Source organism: Saccharopolyspora shandongensis (assembly GCF_900106995.1).
Classification (GTDB): domain Bacteria; phylum Actinomycetota; class Actinomycetes; order Mycobacteriales; family Pseudonocardiaceae; genus Saccharopolyspora; species Saccharopolyspora shandongensis.
In genome coordinates this window covers 321,882-339,807 of the sequence record NZ_FNOK01000001.1, presented here as the reverse complement: position 1 = coordinate 339,807, position 17,926 = coordinate 321,882, and the positions used below count along the sequence as shown (strand labels likewise).

Here is a 17,926-nt window from a genome sequence, read left to right as displayed (position 1 = left end):
ATGGCCAGGCAGCCACTGATCGCCGGCAACTGGAAGATGAACCTGAACCACCTGGAGGCGATCGCCCTGGTGCAGAAGGTCGCCTTCGCGTTGCCGGAGAAGTACTACGCGAAGGTCGAGGTGGCGGTGCTGCCGCCGTTCACCGACATCCGCAGCGTGCAGACCCTGATCGACGGCGACAAGCTGCTGCTCAAGCACGGCGCGCAGGACATCTCCGAGCACGAGTCCGGGGCCTACACCGGTGACGTGTCCGGGCCGATGCTGGCCAAGCTCGGGTGCAGCTACGTGGTGGTCGGCCACTCGGAGCGCCGCGAGTACCACGCGGAGACCGACGAGCTGGTGAACAAGAAGGTCCGCGCCACCCTTAAGCACGGCATGTCGCCGATCCTGTGCGTCGGCGAGCAGCTCGACGTGCGCGAGTCCGGCGGCCACGTCGAGCACTGCACCACGCAGCTGATCAACGCGCTCAAGGGCCTCAAGGCCGAGCAGGTGCGCCAGGTCGTGGTGGCCTACGAGCCGGTGTGGGCGATCGGCACCGGCAAGGTCGCCACCGCCGCGGACGCGCAGGAGGTCTGCGGGGCGCTGCGGGCGGCGCTGGAGGAGAAGTACGGCAAGGAGATCGCCGACGAGGTGCGGGTGCTCTACGGCGGCTCGGTGAAGTCGAGCAACATCGGCGACCTGATCGGCCAGTCGGACGTGGACGGCGCCCTGGTCGGCGGCGCGAGCCTCAACGGCGACGAGTTCGCCAAGCTCTCCGCCATGGCCGCGGGTGGCCCCATCCCGTGATGCGCTGCCGGCCCGTTCGCCTCTCCTGATGAGGCGAGCGGGCCGTTCGCGCCGACCCGCCCGGCACCCCCTGAGGTGCACCGGTCGGAGCAGTGTGAGACCGTCCTCGCGGCAAACGGGTGGACGGTGGTCAACTCGCTGTTGGTGGCCCGGTACGCTTGGTCGCGGACCGCTGTGCGAACGAGGACGTGATGACTCTTTTCCTGCAGATCGTGTTGATCGTGACGAGTGTGCTGCTGGTGCTGATGGTGCTGCTGCACCGGGCCAAGGGCGGCGGTCTGTCCTCGCTGTTCGGCGGCGGTATGCAGTCCAACCTGGCCGGTTCCAGTGTGGCGGAGAAGAACCTCGACCGGATGACGTTGTTCGTCATGGCGCTGTGGGTCATCTCCATCATCGGTGTCGGCCTGTTGATCAAGATCGGTTGATCGACCGGGCACCCAGCCGGTCGACGACCCCGGGCCGCTTGGTGGGTGAAGACGGATGACTGGTGGCAACGCCATTCGCGGCACACGTGTGGGCTCGGGCCCCGCGGTAGGCGAGTCGGAGCGGGGGGAAGCCGCGCCGCGCAAGCGGGTCGACTACTGGTGCGCCAACGCGCACCACAGCCGGCCGTCGTTTGCGATGGACGCCGAGGTGCCGGAGGAATGGGACTGCCCGCGCTGTGGTTTGCCGGCGGGTTTGGACCAGGAGAATCCGCCCGAGGCGCGGCGGAACGAGCCGTACAAGAGCCACCTCGCGTACGTCAAGGAGCGGCGCAGCGATGCCGACGGGATGGCCATCCTGGAGGAAGCGCTGAGCAAGCTCCGCGAGCGCAAGGGCCGCTGAATCGACGAACCGGGCCGGGTGGGCGACAGCTCACCCGGCCCGGTTCGTCTTTCCCGGGTCAGTCGACCTCGATCTCGTTCACCGCGGTGAGCATGTGCCGCAGCACCCGCAGGGTCGTCGCCACGTCGGCGTAGGTGAGGTCCCCGCCGACGAGCCCCATCGTCTCGTGCTCGTTCGCCTGGACCGCGCGAATCGCCGCCAGGCCGGCCCTGGTGAGCTCCACCAGCGACGAGCGGCGGTGGGCGGGATTCGGCTTCAGCGCGACGAATCCCGCCGCCATCGCGTCGTTGACCATGCGCTGCACGAACTGCCTGCTCAGTTCCAGGGTTCGGGCGATCTGGGGGACCGTCTCGGCGGCGCCGGCCATTTCCAGCCGTTCGAGCACCGCGCGCACACCGACGGACAGCCCGTTGCTGGGGCTTTGCTGCTCGACGAGGCGCGCGACGCGGCGGTAGAGCGGCCCGAGGGTCGCGTAGACCTCGGCCAGTCGCGGGCCGAGCTCGGCGGGCGGCAGCGGGGAATCGGAGTTGTCAACCACGGTGTCATTATGACACCTTGGTTGCCATGAACACTATCGAATCGGTACGAGTTCCGGTCCCGGACGGCGAGCTGTACGCCGAGGTGGTGGGTTCCGGGCCGCCGCTGGTGCTGCTGCACGCCGATTACCTGGGCGTGGGGATGTGGGACGAGCAGCTCGAACTCGCCGCCGACCACCGGCTGATCCGCTACGACGCCCGTTCCCACGGGCGATCCACCACCGCGATGGCCGACTGCCGCGCGGAGGAGGACCTGCTGGCGCTGCTGGACCACTTCGAGATCGGCACCGCGTCGCTGATGGGCAACTCGATGGGCGGCGCCACCACCCTGACCTTCGCGCTGCAGAACCCGGAGCGGGTGGACCGCGTGGTGCTGTTCGGCCCGGGCATCCCGCCGGTCGACTTCCGCGACCCGTTCATCCTGGAAGGGCACCGCGAGCAGGAGGCCGCCAGGCAGGCGATGGACATCGACCGGTACGTCGAGGCGTTCCTGCGCATCGGGGTCGACGGACCGCACCGCCGGCCGGACGAGGTGGACCCGCAGATCCGGGCGCGCTGCCGGGACATGGCGATGACGACCGTGGGCAACCACCACACCGCGACCGGGCGGCTGCTGGAGCGCGACGTTGCGAGCAGGCTGGCGGAGATCGCCGCGCCGACGCTGCTGGTCGTCGGTGAGCTGGAAGCGACCGACCTGCACCGGATGGCACGGGACGCGGCGGAGCGGATGCCCAACGCCGAACTGGTCGAGATGGCCGGCTGCGGGCACATGGCCAGCATGGAGAACCCGGAGGAGGTCAACGAGTTGATCCGCCGCCACCTGGGCGGATAGGAACTCGCGGAAAGAAGTCGTCGAACGTGCCGATTTCCGCCGGGCCCGTTCGATGCGCCGGTGAGCGGCCGGAGGGCCCGGCCGCCACCGGACCAGGGAGTGGCTCCTGATGCGATTCCTGATGATGGTCAAGGCCAACGCCGACAGCGAAGCCTGGATCTCGCGACCAACTCCTGCGAACGGGATCTGCTCCGCCGACGCGCCGGATCCGGTGCCTGATGCGCGGTCTCGATGAGAACTGCCGGCTACCCGGATGTGGTGCACGGGGCGCGAAACCGGGGTCCGGGGTCGGTGTGGCGTTGGTCGCGGTGCTGTGCCGCGCCCGGCTACCGGTGGGTACGCTCGCCGTCCACGACAGCGGCGATCCGGGAGGACCCATGGCTCAGGCGACGGCTGATCTCGCGGACCGGGAAGGCCCGGAGGTGCGCAGCTGCGACGTGCAGTTCCGCAACCTCGGCGGGCGCGAGGCGTTCGAAGGCCGGATCCGCACGGTCACGTGCTTCCAGGACAACGCGCTGCTCAAGAAGGTCCTCTCCGAGCCCGGCGACGGCCAGGTGCTGGTCATCGACGGCCGCGGCTCGCTGCACACCGCGCTGATCGGCGACCTGATCGCCGAGATCGGCCGCTCGAACGGCTGGAGCGGGGTCATCATCAACGGCGCGGTGCGCGACTCGGCGGTGCTGGCCGGGATGGACTTCGGCGTCAAGGCGCTGGGCACCAACCCGCGCAAGAGCACCAAGACCGGCGAGGGAACCGTAGACGAGGTCGTCGAGCTCGGCGGTGTCCGGTTCGTTCCCGGCGAGCACGTGGTGTCCGACCAGGACGGCGTCGTGGTGGTCACCGAGCCGTGACGCCGCCGGTCACGCGGGGCGGATGACCGCGAAGCCACGCCCGGCCAGTTGACGACGTGATGTCACCCGGTTCCCGATCGGGTTAGTTCGTGCGAATCGGTGTCGCGGCGCCGCGAGCTACCAGGCGCGCGTGCCCCGGCGTGCCCCGGCGCGCGGTGCCCATGCCGGGTTCACCCGTCGATTTACGGCATTGTTATCCCGGTGCGGTTCGCGCGCCGGAATAATTTCCGAAATCAGTTCCGGAAAACGATTCGCCATCGGCTTCCTGCTTCCATCGGGCTAATGTCCGTTTGCACCCGTTTGTGGTTTGTTTTCTCTTGCTTCCGTCAAATAACCTTCGTGGCGAGATGTCGGAGCTGCCCGGTTGAGGCCGAAGAACCCTTTTGCTGGATAGGGTTCATTCGGCTCGTCCTCGCGGCTGTTCCCACCTCGTTCCGGAAAAGATTCCAGGGATACGAACGGGAGAAGAGTTGAACTACGGAACCGCGCTTCGCGAGGAAATCCTGTCCGACCAGATCACCCCGCTGATCGGGGTCTACGACATGTTCTCGGCATCGATTTCCGCCAAGCACTATTCCGGGATGTTCGTCTCCGGATTCGGCTTCGCCGCATCCCATTACGGATTGCCCGACATCGGATTCATCGCGTGGCCGGACATCGTCGGATTCGTGCAGCGCCTGCGGCTCGCCTTCCCGCGGCAGCACCTCCTGGTGGACATCGACGACGGTTACGTCGATCCCGAGGTGGCCTGCCACGTGGTGGAGCAGCTGGAACTGATCGGCGCCTCCGGTGTGATCCTCGAAGACCAGAAGCGGCCTCGCCGGTGCGGCCACGTCGACGGCAAGCAGGTGCTTCCGCTGGAGGACTACCTGGACAAGCTCGAACTCGTCCTCGCCACCAGGCGAGACCTCGTGGTGGTCGCCCGCACCGACGCCACCGAGGAGGGCGAGATCCTGCGGCGCGCCGAGGCCCTGGCGGAGACCGACGCGGACGTGCTGCTGGTGGACGGGGTGCGCAGCGTCGACTGGATCGAGAAGGTTCGCAAGGTCATCGGGGACAAACCGTTGCTGTTCAACCAGATCGCGGGCGGCAAGTCGCCGCGCGTTTCGCTCCCGGAACTGCAGGACCTCGGGGTCGACGTCGCGATCTACAGCACGCCATGCCTGTTCGCCGCGCAGCAGGCGATCGACGACGCGCTCGGCGAACTGCGCCGGCAGGACGGGCGGCTGCCGGAGGTGCGGGAGGGACGGGGCGGCATCGCAGCCGCACAGGGCCTGCTGGAGCAGAACATCAGCAGGCATCACCCGCCGAAGCCCGCCGCGCTGGGCGTGTGATCGGCACCGGAGTGCACGTCCGCAACCACCGGCAGGCCGCGGCATCTGACGTCGCGGCCGGTCGGTGACCGCTCACGACTTGGGAGTTGAACCTCCGATGACCAGGATTCTCGCCCGCGTGCGCCCGGATCCGTACGTGGTCGCCCTGCTGCTGGTGGCGGCGGCCGCGGCGCTGGCACCGGTCCGCGGTGAGCCGGCTCTCGTCCTGGACCAGGCGGTCAAGGCGGCGATCGGCTTCCTGTTCTTCCTCTACGGCGCGCGGCTTTCGACCACCGCGGCCTGGGACGGGCTGCGGAAGTGGAAGCTGCACGGGACCGCGCTGGCGACCACGTTCGTCCTCTTCCCGCTGCTGGGGCTGGCCTGCTCGGTGCTCGTGCCGGCGGTGCTACCGCAGTCGCTGTACGCGGGGGTGCTGTTCCTGTGCCTGCTGCCGTCCACGGTGCAGTCGGCGATCACCTTCACCTCGCTGGCCGGCGGCAACGTACCCGCGGCGATCTGCGGATCGTCGTTCTCCAACCTGCTGGGCGTGCTGGTCACCCCGTTGCTCGTCGGGCTGCTGATGACCGGCGGCAACGGCGGGTTCACCGGGCAAGGTGCGCGCGACATCGTCCTGCTGCTGCTCGTGCCCTTCTGCGTCGGCCAGGTGCTGCGGCCCGTGGTCGGGGAGTGCATCCGCCGCCACGCCAAGGTGCTCGGGCTGCTGGATCGCGGCGTCATCCTCGCCGTGGTGTACGTGGCGTTCAGCGGAGGAACGGTTTCGGGCGTGTGGCAGCAGCTCAGCCCGGCGGGAATCGGCGTGCTCGTCGTCGTCGACGGAGCGTTGCTGGCCGCCGCGCTCGTCGGGACCGCGCTGCTCGCCCGGTGGTGCGGGTTCTCCCGCGCCGACCGGGTCGTGCTGGTCTTCTGCGGTTCCAACAAGAGCCTGGCCAGCGGTCTGCCGATGGCCTCGGTGCTGTTCGGCGGCGCCGAGGCGGGGCTCGTGGTCTTGCCGCTGATGATCTACCACCAGATGCAGCTGATCGGATGCGCCTGGTTGGCCCGCCGCTTCGCCAGGCAGGCGGCCGAACCCGTCGGCGTCGCCTGACCTCGGATCGAGATCTTCTACCGGAAGGAGTTATGCCATGCGGATTTTCGGACGCACGGCCGGTTTCGCGGCGATGTCCGGCGTCCTGTTGGCCACCGCGGCCGGGACGGCGCACGCCGGGTCCGGCAGCACCGGGCACAGCGACGCGAACGGCCTCGCGCTCGTGCAGTTCAGCAACAACGGCGACAGCCTGATCGAGGTCGACCGGACGCTCAACTTCAATTCCGGTGACGGCAGTGCCGGAACGGACGCCGACCACGAATGACCGAACGTCCGCACCGGGCCAGCCGTCCGGTGCGGACCCGCTAGCGGTCCGCGTAGTGCTCCTTGACGACGCGGGCCATGGCTTCGGCGGCGTTGGTGGTCAGCGATTTCGCGCTGAAGTAGATGTCGCCCTTCACCTCGCGGTGGCGGCCGTTGAGCGCCAGGTGGGCGGAGAGCTCGCCGGGGTCGGTCCAGCCCTCCTTGCCGACCCGGTAGGCGGCCTGGCCGATGTAGAGGTCCACGCCGGTGCCCGAGACCGTCTTGGACCACCACGGGATCAGGGCGGCGTAGTCGGCGGCCGGGTGGCCGATCTGCCAGTAGACCTGCGGGGCGATGTAGTCGACCCAGCCCTCTCGTACCCACTTGCGGGTGTCGGCGTAGATCGCCGAGTACGACTCCAGGCCGCGGGTGTCCGAGCCCGCCGGGTCGCTCGACGCGTTGCGCCAGATGCCGAACGGGCTGACGCCGAACCGCGCGTCCGGCTTGGCCCGGTGCACCCGCGCGTCCAGGTCCGCCACCAGCTGGTCGACGTTGTGCCGGCGCCAGTCCTCGATGTTGGCGAAGTCCTTGCCGTGCTCGGCGAAGGTCTTCTCGTCCGGGATCCGCCGGCCCTCCACGGGGTAGGGGTAGAAGTAGTCGTCGAGGTGCACGCCGTCGACGTCGTAGTTCTCGACCGCGTGCATGATCGCGCGGGTCACGAACTCGCGGGCCGCCGGCACGCCCGGGTCGTAGTAGAGCTTGCCGCCGTAGGCGAAGGTCCACTCCGGGTGCCGGCGCGCGGGGTGCTCCGGGACGAGCGCCTGCGGGTCGTCGGTCATGCTGACCCGGTACGGGTTGAACCAGGCGTGGAACTGCAGGCCGCGCTGGTGCGCCTCGTCGACCATGAACCGCAGCGGGTCGTAGCCGGGATCGCGGCCCTGCTGCCCGGTGAGCCAGTGCGACCACGGCTCGAACGGCGACGGCCAGAACGCGTCGGCGGTCGGCCGCACCTGGACGAACACGGCGTTCAGCTTGTTCGCGACGGCCTGGTCGAGCAGCTTCCGGTACTCGTCCTGCTGCTGCGCGGCGGAAAGCCCCGGCCGGCTGGGCCAGTCGATGTTCTCCACCCCGGCGATCCACATCCCGCGCATCGCGGTGGTCGGCTCCTTCGCCGCCGCCCCGGTGGTCCCGAAGAGCCCGAGCAGGATCGCCACCAACCCCAGCGCCAGCCCCATCACGTCCGCCCGGATCCGACGCAACCCCTGCGTGCGGGTCATCCCAGCTCACCTCGCCGCTGATCGACAACTGCGCGCCACAGCGTACGACCATCACCCGGCCCCGCGCGCCAATGGCAAGGAATTACCACGTCACCTGATCCGGGCGGTCCTGACAGCACGAAGTCCGAATCCCGCCGGAACCGACGGCTCCGCAGCGGTTACATCGACCCAACGCAACCGCGGATCTTCGCCCAGCCGATGAAGCTCAGCCGGCGAAGTCAGGACTGGAGGAGAAGGTGGCAGCACACGCGTCGGACGCGCAGACCTCGTCGTCGGCGTCCGAAGTGCTTGGGGGGGAGGAGCATTCGGGACGGGCGCTGTTCTTGCTCGGCTCGGTGTTGGCGCTCGGCGGGGTCCTGGCACTGCTGAGCACGACGCTGGTTTCGGTGGGCATCGGCCGGCTGGCCGAGACGTTCGAGGTCCCGCTGTCCACTGTCCAGTGGGTGAGCACGGCGTACCTGCTGGCGATCGCGGTCGTCATTCCGGTCGCCGGCTGGGCGATGGACCGCTTCGGGGAGAAAGCGCTGTGGCAGGCATCGCTGGCGGTTTTCCTGGCCGGTTGCGTGCTGACCGCTGTTGCCCCGTCGGTGGGCGTGCTGATCGGTGCGCGGGTCCTGCAAGGCCTCGGTGGCGGCTTGTTCGAGCCGATCATGCTGACCGTGCTGGCTCGGTCGGCGGGTCCGCGGCGGGCCACGATCGTGATGAGCCTGGTCCAGATCCCGATCACCCTGGCCCCGGTCTTCGGGCCGATGGCAGGTGGGGTCCTCATCGACCGGCTTGGCTGGGAGTGGCTGTTCTGGATCAACGTGCCGTTCGTCCTGCTGTGCGCGGTGCTGGCGCAACGGAGCCTGCCTGCCGACCCGTCTCGGCACGAGCGCGCCACCTCCCGGCTGGACCTGACCGGCACGGTGCTGCTGCCGACCTCGCTCGCGGGACTGCTGCTGGGGCTGTCCCAGATGACCAGCGACGGCGGGATCGCCTCGCCGGTCGTGCTGGTTTCGTTCGGCGTCGGCACGGTGCTGCTGCTCGCGTACGTGGTGCATGCGCTGCGGATGCGCGGTGTGCCGCTGGTCGACGTGCGGCTGTTCGCCAGCGGTCGGTTCGCCGCGTCCGCCGTCACTGCGTTCCTGTTCGGGGCCTCGGTGTACGGCGTCATGTTCGTGCTGCCGCTGTTCTTCCAGCAGGCCGGCGGGTTCGACGCCTGGACATCCGGCCTGCTGCTGGCGCCGCAGGGCGTGGGCACGGTGCTGATCCTGCCGGTGGTCTCCCGGCTCGTCGCCCGATTCGGCCCGCGCGCGGTGGTTCTGGCCGGGATGGTCCTCGCGGCCCTGGGCACCATCGCCTTCACCCAGCTCGACCCGCGTGAGGGCACCGCGCTGCTCGTCTGCTCGCTCCTGGTGCGCGGGATTGGCCTGGGTACCACGCTCGCGCCCGCCCTGTCTTCCGGATTCGCAAGCATCGCCCCGGAAGACACCGGCCGGGCGAGCAGCGCGCTGATCGCTTCCATCCAGTTGGGCGGATCGGTCTCGACAGCGGTGCTGGCCGTCGTGGTGCAGCAGCGGCTCGCGGGGCACGCCGCGATCACCCAGGCCTATGGCGGGGCCTTCTGGTGGCCTTTGGGGATCTGCGTGCTCGGCGCCGCAGTAGCCGTTCGCCTGCCGGGCAGGGAGACCCGGGCGGGCTGATTCGTCTTTCCGCTTCGCGCGGGTGATTTCAACAACGATCGGAGAGAAGTGGACAACACCTTCAAGGGCAAGACGGCCGTCGTTTCGGGCGCCAGCCGGGGCATCGGCCTCGCCATCGTTCGTGAACTGGCCGACCGGGGCGCCAACGTCGTGGGCGGTGCCCGCACCACCAGCCCGGAACTAGCCGAGGCCACCCCGCACGTCTGCACCGTGGACCTCGGCGACCCCGCCGGGCCGGAGCGGCTGGTAGACCACGCGCTGGACCTGTTCGGCCGCGTGGACATCCTGGTGAACAATGTCTCCAGCACTGCCGCCCAAGCGGGCGGTTTCCTGTCGGTCGACGACCAGGCCTGGGACGACGTGCTCGACATCGCCTTCCTCAGCGCCGTGCGGGCGACCCGGGCCGCGATGCCCAGCTTGCTGGAACACCGCGGGGCAGTGATCAACATCGGCTCCGTCAACGCCCGCCTCGCGCTGCCCCACCTGGTGGCCTACTCGGCGGCGAAAGCCGCGCTGACCAACCTCGGGAAGGCCCTGGCCGAGGAATTCGGTCCGCAGGGCGTGCGCGTCAACACGATTTCCCCCGGGCCGGTCCTCACCGGCGTCTGGACCGATCCGGGCAGCACCGGAGAAGCGTTGGCCCAGCAGGCGGGCGTGCCGTTGGCGGACTTCCTCGAACAGATTCCCGCGAACCTCGGCGTCTCCACGGGCAGCTTCACCGCGCCGGAGGAGGTGGCTGCCCTGGTGGCGTTCCTGGCATCCGGGGAGGTGCCGAACATCAGCGGCTCGGACCTCGTCATCGACGGCGGAATGCTCAAGACCGCCTAACCCGCCGCTGCCAGGGCGGTGAGTCTTTTGTGCTGCCATGGCGACCCGAAAGACTCACGGCCCTGGCCGGCTCGGGAGGCTCGGACCGGTCGCACTCGCTTCTGCGCCGACCGCCCTGATCCGGAGAAGATCGGCGCGCCCCGTGCCGGGATGGAGAAGAACTCCCTCACCCGATCCGGGGGGATCCGAACCGCAGCCGGAACAGCGCCCCTCCGTCCGGCGGGGACTCTGCGGTGGCGGTGGCGCCGTGCGAGGCGGCGACCTGCCGCACGATGGCCAGCCCCAGCCCAGAGCCGGGCAGGCCGCGCGCGGCGTCGGCTCGGTAGAAGCGGTCGAAGACGCGGTCCAGGTCCGCCGGATCGATGCCCGGGCCGTGGTCGCGGACCGCCAGCTCCCCGCCGCGCAGCCAGACCTGCACGACACCGCCCGGCGAGCTGAACTTCGCCGCGTTGTCCAGCAGGTTCGTCACCGCGCGGGCGAGCGTGCGCGGTACGCCGTCCAGCACCGTCGGCGCGAGATCGGTTTCGAAGACCAGGCCAGGGTGGCGCTGGCGGGCGCTTTCCACGCACTGCTCGACGAGCCGGTCCAGCCGAACGTCCTCGGTCTCGTCGGCGGGTGCTTCGTCGCCGCGCGCTAGGTCGATCAGGTCGGTGACGAGCCCGGTCAGCTCGGTGGCCTGCGCGCGCAGCGCGTCGACCGTCTCGGCCCGCTGTTCCGGACTCAGCCGCTCGGCGCGGGCGAGCAGGTCGATGTTCGTGCGCAGGCCGGTCAGCGGGGTGCGCAGCTCGTGCGAAGCGTCCGAGACGAGCCGGCGCTGTGCGGTGAGCGAATCCCGCAACGCCGCCAGCGCCTGTTCGAGCTCGGCGAGCATCGTGTTGAAAGCTGTTGCCAGCCGGGTGATTTCGTCGTTACCACCGGCCTCGATGTGCTGGGCCGGATCGCGGGTCCGGGCCACCCGCTCGGCCGTCGAGGTGAGCGCGGCGATGGGCGCGAGTCCGGCGCGGGCGACCACGAACCCGGCGATCGCCGCGACCGCGATCCCGACCGCGCCCGCGCCGAGCAGCGCGAGACTGATGCGCCGCAGGCTCTCGTCCACGCGGTCGGCGCGCACGGCCACCTCGACGGCCGTGCCCCGGGTGAGGGGAGCGGTCAGCATCCGGGCTGGATACCCGGCCAGCTCGATGTCGCTGAAGAACGCGGCACCGCGGCCGGCGGCGACATCCAGGGTGCGCTGGTTCACCGGCAGCCCGCTCTCGCCGTCGACTCGGCCGTCCGAGTCGACCTTCTGCACGCACGCCGGAGCAGCGAGGAACACGCACGGCCCGGACGGCGACCACGCGCCCGGAGACGCCTGCTCCAGCCGCACCAGCCGCGCGACCTCTCGCGTCAACCCGAGGTTCAGCGAGCGGTCGAGCTCGTGCGCCACGATCGCGTACCCGGCCAGCGCCATGCCCGCAACCGCCATGGCCACCGCCAGCGCGGTGGCGGCGGCGATCCGCAACCGCAGCGACCAGCGGCGCCTCAAGGCGCACCCAGTCGGTAGCCGATGCCGCGCACCGTGTGCACCAGCCGGGGCTCGCCGGCGGCCTCCAGCTTGCGGCGCAGGTAGCGGACGTAGACCTCCAGCGAGTTCGAGGCCGGCCCGAAGTCGGCGCCCCACACGCGCTCGGTGATCGTCTCGCGGGGCAGCGTCTGGTCGGCGTTTCGCAGCAACACCTCCAGCAGGGCGAACTCGGTTCGGCTGAGCTCCACCAACCGGTCCGCGCGCAGCACGCGGTGCGCCGCGGTGTCGACGGTGAGATCGGCGAACCGCAGCACGGCGTCGTCGGCGGGCTGGCTGCGCCGCAGCAGCGCCCGAACGCGGGCCAGCATCTCGTCCAGGTCGAACGGCTTGACCAAGTAGTCATCGGCGCCCGCGTCCAGCCCGGCGATGCGGTCGGCGACCGCATCGCGCGCCGTCAGCACCAGGATCGGCGTCCGGTCGCCGGCGGACCGCAGGCGCCTGCACAACGTCAGTCCGTCCATGAACGGCATCAGCAGGTCGAGCACGATCGCATCCGGCCGCCACTCGGTGATGTCGGTCAACGCCCGCGCCCCATCACCGGCGGACCGCGTTTCGTAGCCCTCGCTCTGCAGGCCGCGTACCACGGCGTCCCGCACACCGGACTCGTCCTCGACCACTAGCACGCGCACAACAACCAGATGCTAGCTCTCATCGGACTCTCATATTCGCCGACGACGCTGCCGGTCGTGAAGAACACGAACACGATCCGGCTGACCTGCCTGCTCAGCGCGGTGGCCGTGGTGAGCGCTGCGTGTGCCGCAGCCGAGGCAGGTCCGCGGGAGATCGAAGTAGCCGGCCGGCAGGTCACCGTTGCGGTCGACGGAGGGGAAGTGGTGCTGGACACCACGTCGCTCGGTGTCCGGGCCGAGGCGGCGGACGGGACGCGGTGGGAGCTGTCCGCGCCCGCAGCCGGCGACCTGGGCCGGGCCGGCGACGTCTCGGTGCGCGACGGCAAGGCGACCTGGTCCTACCCGGCGAAGGGATTGACGGTCACCGCCGGTGGCGAAGCCGGCCGGCTGGCCGTCACCGTGCACGCCGACCGCGACGGCAGCATGACCTGGCCGGTATCGGGCACGGATCCGACGATCGGCGAGGTGCAGTTCCCCCGCGGCGAAGGGCTTTCGGTGCCGGTGGCCGACCCGTGGTGGAACTCCGGCGCCGCCGGGATCGCGGGCTCGGAGCTGGGCGTGGTGGACGGGCTGACGATGCCGTTCTGGGGTTACAGCCGACCGGGCCACGGGGCCGGTTACATCGCTGGAACAGACCTCGGGACGTCCCTGCGGTTCGTCTCCGACCGGGGACGGCTGCACACCGAAACGGTGCACGACTTCTCCGCGCGGGAGTCCACTATGGACCACTCGATCACCTTCGCGCTCACCGACGGTTCCCCGGTCGCGGCAGCGCGCGACTACCGGAACTGGCTGCTGGACCACGGCGGCATCGCGCCGTTGCGCGAGAAGATCGCCCGCAACCCCGAGGTCGGCAAGCTCGTCGGCGCATTCCACGCATACACCTGGGGACAGGCGCGCACCCCCGAGGGCATTCAGCGCATGCGCGAACTCGGTCTCGGCCGGATGTGGCTGGGATACGACGCGGACGACCAGCCGATGAGCCAACCGGCGACCGACGCGGCGAAGCGGGCCGGATACCTGGTCGGACCCTACGATTCCTGGGCCAACGCGCAGGATCCCGCGACGGCCGACAACCCGTCGTCGAGTTGGCCCGCACCGGTGTGGCAGGAGTCGTGCGTCCACCATGCCGACGGGACGGTCCTGACCGGTTTCGGCGGGCGCGGCTGCTACCTGAGCTCCGAGGCGTTCGCCCAGGACACCAGGCTCATGGTCGATCGCACCCGCTCGATGACCACCAACGGGGCCAACAGCTACTTCCTGGACGTCGACGCGGCGGGCGAACTGCACAGCGACCACACCCCTACCCATCCCATGAACCGGGCGCGGGACCGGCAGAACCGGCTGGCCCGGATGTCCTGGCTCGCCGATGACCAGAAACTGGTGCTCGGCTCGGAGAGCGCCGGTTCCTGGGCCAACCACGTCCTCGCCTACAGCCACGGATCGTCGACGCCCGTCAGCGACCAACTCTGGAAGCTGGAGCGGGACAAGGAGACCTGGGGTGGCTACGCGCCGGTAGGCGCACCGGCGTTCTTCTTCAAGCCGGTGCGCCTACCGGCAGATGCGGCTAGGGCGATGTTCGATCCGAAGTACCGGGTGCCGCTCTACCAGACGGTGCTGCACGACTCGGTCATCAGCACCGACCGGTGGGAACTTCCCTGGTCGAAGCTGCCGGACCAGAGCGCGACCCGGGCGATGCTGGCGATGCTCCACAACACGCCGCTCAACCTGGTGCTCAATGAGTCCGAACTGGACGCGCGCGGTGAGCAGATCGCCGAACTCCAGCGGTTCTTCGAGCCGCTGCACCGGGCGGCGGCCACCGAGCCGATGACGGATTTCCGCTGGCTCACGCCGGATCACCTCGTGCAGCGCACGTCGTTCGGCGGTGGGGTGCTCACCGTGACCGCGAACTTCTCGCTCCAGCCGCACGACGGTCTGCCCGCCGGTTGCTTGGACGCGGTGGTTCGGGGTGGTGTGCCGCAGCGCATCTGCCCGGCAGGGTTGTGAGGCCCGCGATGCGCGTGATGATCCTGATCTGCTGCGGAGCTCTGGCTCTGCTGCTCGGCTGTCACACCCTGGTGCCGGATGTCGGCGGCGCGGGCACCCTGCTCGACAGCGCCGCGCCGTGGCTCGGTGTGCTGATCCCCGTCCTCGCTCTGGTGGGGTTGGCGGGCAGGACGCGCGCCACCGCGGCCGTGCTGGTTCCGGCGGTGGTCTGGTGTGCAACCTTCGGCGTGGACCTGATTCCGCGCGCGTCCGCCGCGGGCGGGGACTTCCGGGTGGCGAGCCAGAACATGTTCGCGGACAACGAGAACCCGTCGTCGACGGTGGCCGATCTGGCCGCCACCGACGCGGACCTGATCGGCGTGCAGGAATTGACCGGGCAGTCGCGCGCGGCGGCGCGGGAGATCCTCTCGGACGACTACCCGCACCACACCACGATCGGCACGGTCGGCCTGTGGAGCCGATTTCCGATCGAGGCCACCGAACCGGTCGACCTGGGGCTGGGCTGGACCCGCGCGTTGCGTGCGCTGGTCCGCACCCCGCACGGCCCGGTCACGGTGTTCGTGGCGCACCTGCCGTCGCTGCGCCCCGACTCGGTCGCCGCACGAAACCGCAGCCTGACCAGCCTCGCGGCGGAACTCGCGGCCGACCGGGCGAGCCGCGTCATCGTTCTGGCCGACCTCAACACCGCGACGACCGATCGCGAAATGGAGGTGTTCCCGCCGAATTTCCACGTGGCCCAGGACGAGGCCGGTACCGGCGCCGGTTTCACCTGGCCCGCCGGCTTTCCGCTGGTGCGCATCGACCACGTGCTGTACTCCGGGGTCCGGGCGACGGACGCCGGCGTCGTCAGCACTCGAGGCAGCGACCACCGCGCCGTCGTGGTCGATTTCGCGTTCGGATGAACGTTGCCCCGCGAGTCCCAGTTCCTCGACGACGACCATCGGCGCGGTGTACCAGTTCCGGCACGCCTTGCTCCAGGACCACCTCGTGGACCGGCGGCGCTGAACGGGGGGCGACCGTTCGGGTGCGGTCGCCGGCATGAATGAACCCCGGCCGTCACGCCGCCTGGCGGGAGCGGTTCCCGGCCAGTTCCCGGGCCCGTTGCTCGGCTCTAGCTCCGAGCAGGGCCGGATCGCATTCGGCGAGGTGGTCGCGCACCAGCAGGTGCACGAACCGCCACTCGCCGTCCGACCGGCTCAGCAGGCTCCGGTCCGCGGCGTGCGAGAGGAAGTCGCGTCGCCCGGGCGGCAGGTAGCCGGTGAAGCGGAACACCAGCAGGCCGAGCAGCGACGCTCCTGGACCGCCTTTCCAGGCGAGGAGCCCGCAGCCGCCGATCACCAGCCCGACGGCGAACCCGAGGAACCGGGTGTCGGGCGGCGAGGCCACGGCGATGCCCAGCAGTGCCGCGACGAGCGCTCCCGCGATCACGCAGATAACGTTCTGCCTGGTGAAGCCCCAGTTCTTCGGCGCGTCCCGGGTCAGCTGGGAGAGGTAGAACGTTCTCGTGCTCAAGGTCGTTGCTCCGATGAAGGCGCTGCCCGCCAGGCCGATCACCCAGCCGCCCACCAGTTCTTCGGTCGGGCCGATCCACAACGCCAGCCCCAGCGGCGCGAGACCGGACGCGAGCGCGACCAACCACGCGGTGACGGCTTCCACCACGGAATGGACAGCTGCGGTGAGCCCGGCGCTGATGGCGGCACCTGCGGCGACGATGGCGGCGCAAACCGGTGCGGGGACATCGGCGAGGATCCGGTGCACCGCCAGCACGAGGCCGATCGTGCCCACCCCGGCGGTCAGGCCGACGACCACCGCGGAGCGGACGGCCTTGACCCGGTGCGGTGACGATCGAGTGCCAGCCGGAGGGAGCATATCGCGGCTGGTCACGGCTGTCGCCACCGCTGCGGCGCACGCGGTGACCACGCCCGCGAACAGGCCGAACCGCACCATTGCGGCGAGCACGATCGGCGCGGTGAAAGCCCCCAGCGCCACCGGTATGAAGACGCCCGTGGTCGCCACGGCGACGTCGAGCGGGACGCACTTGAACCAGTCGAGGCTGGACAGGAACCGGATCCGCAACGTCGTGTTCCCGCGGTAGGAGTCCCGGGCCAGCATCGCCAGGAACCACAACGCGCGAACGGTCTCCCGGGGCGTGTAGCGGGACGGCGGGGTGACCCGGCGCGCCAGCACCTCGCAGACGTAGGCGTCGAACAGCTCCCGGCGGGCGGTGGTCGTGTCCTCGGCCCGCAGTTGCTCGCCGTTGGTTCCCTGCACGGCCAGCGCCATGATGTTGAGCATCAGCGGGGAGTCCAGCAGTTCCCACAGCTCCGGGTCGCTGGTCAGCATCGACCGGACGCCGCCGAGTCCCCGCCCGGTGCCCTCGAAGTACTCCGCCAGCCGGTCGCGGGTCAGCGGCTGGATGCGCACCGCGCCGTGCAGGCTGAGCCGTTCGGGCAGCCTGTCGTACTCGCCCAGGCGGCTGCACACCGCGATCTGCGGCACGAACACCTTCTGCGGCAAGGAGTTCAGCTCGCGGACGCACTCCTCGCGGTGTTCCGAGGCCACCTCGTCGAGACCGTCGAGCAACAACGCCAGCTTGCCCGCGGCAAGCCAGGCTTCGGTGACCGCGTGCGGAATGGTGTACCTGCGCCGCAGTTCGTCGCGCAGCCATTGGACGAAGTCGTTCGGTCCGCTCTCCTTGTCGTCGGTGCCGGGCCATCCCGAGAGATCGACCAGCACGGGGATCGGCTGCTCCGCGTCCTGCCGGGCGCGCTCGATCAGCGCGCGAGCCAGCTCCAGCAGCAGCGTGGTCTTGCCCGCGCCGGGGTCGCCGAGGATGAGCATGGACTGGTGGAGATCGTCGAACACCTCCGAGATCGGCGCGTTCGACGCGATGGCCTTCTCGGTGCCGCCGACGGGTTGCACCGTCAGGGACTGCGGGCGGATGACCGCGTCCGGCCGTTCGTCGAGGTCCAGTTCGATGCGCGCTTTGGCGGCGAGCGACTGCGAGAACCGCTGGTCGACGTAGTGCTCGACGCGGTCCAGGGCGTTCGGCCGGTTGCGCGGATGGTCGACGGGGCGGCTGGTGATGGCCGACTGCTGGCGAGCCAGCATCTCCCACGACCCGACGGCCACGGAAACGGCCCACAGCACACCGATGACCGGCCAGGTCCAGCCGGTGTACGGCGCGAGGAACGCCGGGGCGGTGCCGCCGGTGCCGATGTTGATGGCGGTCGGCAACAGCACGGCGCTGACGGAAATCCCCAGCACGAATGCGCAGACGCGAAGAAGCCGACCCCGTGAACGGCGCATAACGCGAAAGATTACCCAGCGCCAGCAGCCGATTGTTCCCGCTCACGCGGATTGGAACGATCTCGCCGGTGCTTTCAGGGCAGGCAGCGCTGGTTCAGCGGTCCACAACGAAAAGGGCACCCCGAGCGGTTCAAAA

Annotated in this window: 17 protein-coding genes; 12 read left to right on the top strand and 5 right to left on the bottom strand. The window is 69.9% G+C overall.

The genetic code is table 11. The annotated features are described in order from the left end of the window. From tpiA to BLW84_RS01595, 3 genes are all read left to right on the top strand, one after another. On the top strand, positions 1-786 hold the full coding sequence (tpiA, locus tag BLW84_RS01605; protein ID WP_093260422.1) for a triose-phosphate isomerase: 786 nt from the start codon (positions 1-3) through the stop codon (positions 784-786). A gap of 191 nt (positions 787-977) precedes the next feature. Next, positions 978-1,211 carry a preprotein translocase subunit SecG gene (gene secG / locus BLW84_RS01600; protein WP_093260420.1) on the top strand — a complete coding sequence of 78 codons (234 nt, stop codon included), beginning with the start codon at positions 978-980 and terminating at the stop codon, positions 1,209-1,211. Positions 1,212-1,266: 55 nt separating this feature from the next. Next, positions 1,267-1,611: an RNA polymerase-binding protein RbpA gene (locus BLW84_RS01595; RefSeq protein ID WP_093260418.1), complete on the top strand. Its 345-nt coding sequence runs from the start codon at positions 1,267-1,269 to the stop codon at positions 1,609-1,611. 58 nt (positions 1,612-1,669) lie between these two features. On the opposite strand, the gene BLW84_RS01590 is transcribed toward BLW84_RS01595, so the two are convergent. Then, positions 1,670-2,149, bottom strand: coding sequence for a MarR family winged helix-turn-helix transcriptional regulator (locus BLW84_RS01590; protein WP_093260417.1), 480 nt, complete (start codon positions 2,147-2,149; stop codon positions 1,670-1,672). Between the two features lie 26 nt (positions 2,150-2,175). On the opposite strand from BLW84_RS01590, the gene BLW84_RS01585 reads away from it, so the two are divergent. The 5 genes from BLW84_RS01585 (at position 2,176) to BLW84_RS01565 (ending at position 6,513) form a co-directional block, all read left to right on the top strand. Next, positions 2,176-2,979 (top strand): alpha/beta fold hydrolase, encoded by an 804-nt coding sequence (locus BLW84_RS01585; protein ID WP_093260415.1) that lies wholly within the window; start codon positions 2,176-2,178, stop codon positions 2,977-2,979. Between the two features lie 377 nt (positions 2,980-3,356). Continuing rightward, a complete protein-coding gene (gene rraA / locus BLW84_RS01580; RefSeq protein WP_093260539.1) occupies positions 3,357-3,830 on the top strand; it encodes a ribonuclease E activity regulator RraA in 474 nt (157 codons plus the stop codon). A gap of 470 nt (positions 3,831-4,300) precedes the next feature. Continuing rightward, complete coding sequence (locus tag BLW84_RS01575) at positions 4,301-5,164, top strand: isocitrate lyase/PEP mutase family protein (RefSeq protein WP_093260413.1); 864 nt, start codon at positions 4,301-4,303, stop codon at positions 5,162-5,164. A gap of 97 nt (positions 5,165-5,261) precedes the next feature. After that, positions 5,262-6,248 (top strand): bile acid:sodium symporter family protein, encoded by a 987-nt coding sequence (locus tag BLW84_RS01570; protein WP_093260411.1) that lies wholly within the window; start codon positions 5,262-5,264, stop codon positions 6,246-6,248. A 37-nt stretch (positions 6,249-6,285) separates the two neighbouring features. Continuing rightward, positions 6,286-6,513, top strand: coding sequence for a hypothetical protein (locus BLW84_RS01565; RefSeq protein ID WP_093260409.1), 228 nt, complete (start codon positions 6,286-6,288; stop codon positions 6,511-6,513). Between the two features lie 40 nt (positions 6,514-6,553). Here BLW84_RS01565 and BLW84_RS01560 read toward each other — a convergent pair whose 3' ends face one another. Beyond that, positions 6,554-7,768 carry a glycoside hydrolase family 10-like protein gene (locus BLW84_RS01560; protein ID WP_177226208.1) on the bottom strand — a complete coding sequence of 405 codons (1,215 nt, stop codon included), beginning with the start codon at positions 7,766-7,768 and terminating at the stop codon, positions 6,554-6,556. 236 nt (positions 7,769-8,004) lie between these two features. Here BLW84_RS01560 and BLW84_RS01555 point away from each other — a divergent pair, with 236 nt between their 5' ends. Both BLW84_RS01555 and BLW84_RS01550 read left to right on the top strand, forming a co-directional pair. Then, positions 8,005-9,453 (top strand): MDR family MFS transporter, encoded by a 1,449-nt coding sequence (locus BLW84_RS01555; RefSeq protein ID WP_177226207.1) that lies wholly within the window; start codon positions 8,005-8,007, stop codon positions 9,451-9,453. A gap of 48 nt (positions 9,454-9,501) precedes the next feature. Continuing rightward, entirely contained in the window at positions 9,502-10,281 is a 780-nt protein-coding gene (locus tag BLW84_RS01550; RefSeq protein WP_093260405.1) for an SDR family NAD(P)-dependent oxidoreductase, read from the top strand. Between the two features lie 166 nt (positions 10,282-10,447). Here BLW84_RS01550 and BLW84_RS01545 read toward each other — a convergent pair whose 3' ends face one another. Next, the gene (locus BLW84_RS01545; protein WP_245760859.1) at positions 10,448-11,806 is read right to left on the bottom strand and encodes a HAMP domain-containing sensor histidine kinase; all 1,359 of its coding nucleotides are present in this window, start codon (positions 11,804-11,806) and stop codon (positions 10,448-10,450) included. Further along, positions 11,803-12,474, bottom strand: a complete 672-nt coding sequence (locus BLW84_RS01540) for a response regulator transcription factor (protein ID WP_093260403.1) — start codon at positions 12,472-12,474, stop codon at positions 11,803-11,805. The genes BLW84_RS01545 and BLW84_RS01540 overlap by 4 nt, the downstream gene beginning before the upstream one ends. 57 nt (positions 12,475-12,531) lie before the next feature. On the opposite strand from BLW84_RS01540, the gene BLW84_RS01535 reads away from it, so the two are divergent. Further along, positions 12,532-14,481 (top strand): glycoside hydrolase, encoded by a 1,950-nt coding sequence (locus BLW84_RS01535; protein WP_245760858.1) that lies wholly within the window; start codon positions 12,532-12,534, stop codon positions 14,479-14,481. Between the two features lie 8 nt (positions 14,482-14,489). Next, complete coding sequence (locus tag BLW84_RS01530; protein WP_245760857.1) at positions 14,490-15,383, top strand: endonuclease/exonuclease/phosphatase family protein; 894 nt, start codon at positions 14,490-14,492, stop codon at positions 15,381-15,383. Between the two features lie 154 nt (positions 15,384-15,537). Here BLW84_RS01530 and BLW84_RS01525 read toward each other — a convergent pair whose 3' ends face one another. Then, positions 15,538-17,724, bottom strand: a complete 2,187-nt coding sequence (locus BLW84_RS01525; RefSeq protein ID WP_177226206.1) for an NACHT domain-containing protein — start codon at positions 17,722-17,724, stop codon at positions 15,538-15,540. Positions 17,725-17,926 lie beyond the last annotated feature (202 nt).

Bases quoted from the DNA above. Each gene is read 5' to 3' on its own strand.
- BLW84_RS01530 (WP_245760857.1), top strand. From the start codon at position 14,490: ATGCGCGTGATGATCCTGATCTGCTGCGGAGCTCTGGCTCTGCTGCTC.
- BLW84_RS01560 (WP_177226208.1), bottom strand. From the start codon at position 7,768: ATGACCCGCACGCAGGGGTTGCGTCGGATCCGGGCGGACGTGATGGGG.
- BLW84_RS01585 (WP_093260415.1), top strand. From the start codon at position 2,176: ATGAACACTATCGAATCGGTACGAGTTCCGGTCCCGGACGGCGAGCTG.
- BLW84_RS01595 (WP_093260418.1), top strand. From the start codon at position 1,267: ATGACTGGTGGCAACGCCATTCGCGGCACACGTGTGGGCTCGGGCCCC.
- BLW84_RS01570 (WP_093260411.1), top strand. From the start codon at position 5,262: ATGACCAGGATTCTCGCCCGCGTGCGCCCGGATCCGTACGTGGTCGCC.
- tpiA (WP_093260422.1), top strand. From the start codon at position 1: ATGGCCAGGCAGCCACTGATCGCCGGCAACTGGAAGATGAACCTGAAC.
- secG (WP_093260420.1), top strand. From the start codon at position 978: ATGACTCTTTTCCTGCAGATCGTGTTGATCGTGACGAGTGTGCTGCTG.
- BLW84_RS01565 (WP_093260409.1), top strand. From the start codon at position 6,286: ATGCGGATTTTCGGACGCACGGCCGGTTTCGCGGCGATGTCCGGCGTC.
- rraA (WP_093260539.1), top strand. From the start codon at position 3,357: ATGGCTCAGGCGACGGCTGATCTCGCGGACCGGGAAGGCCCGGAGGTG.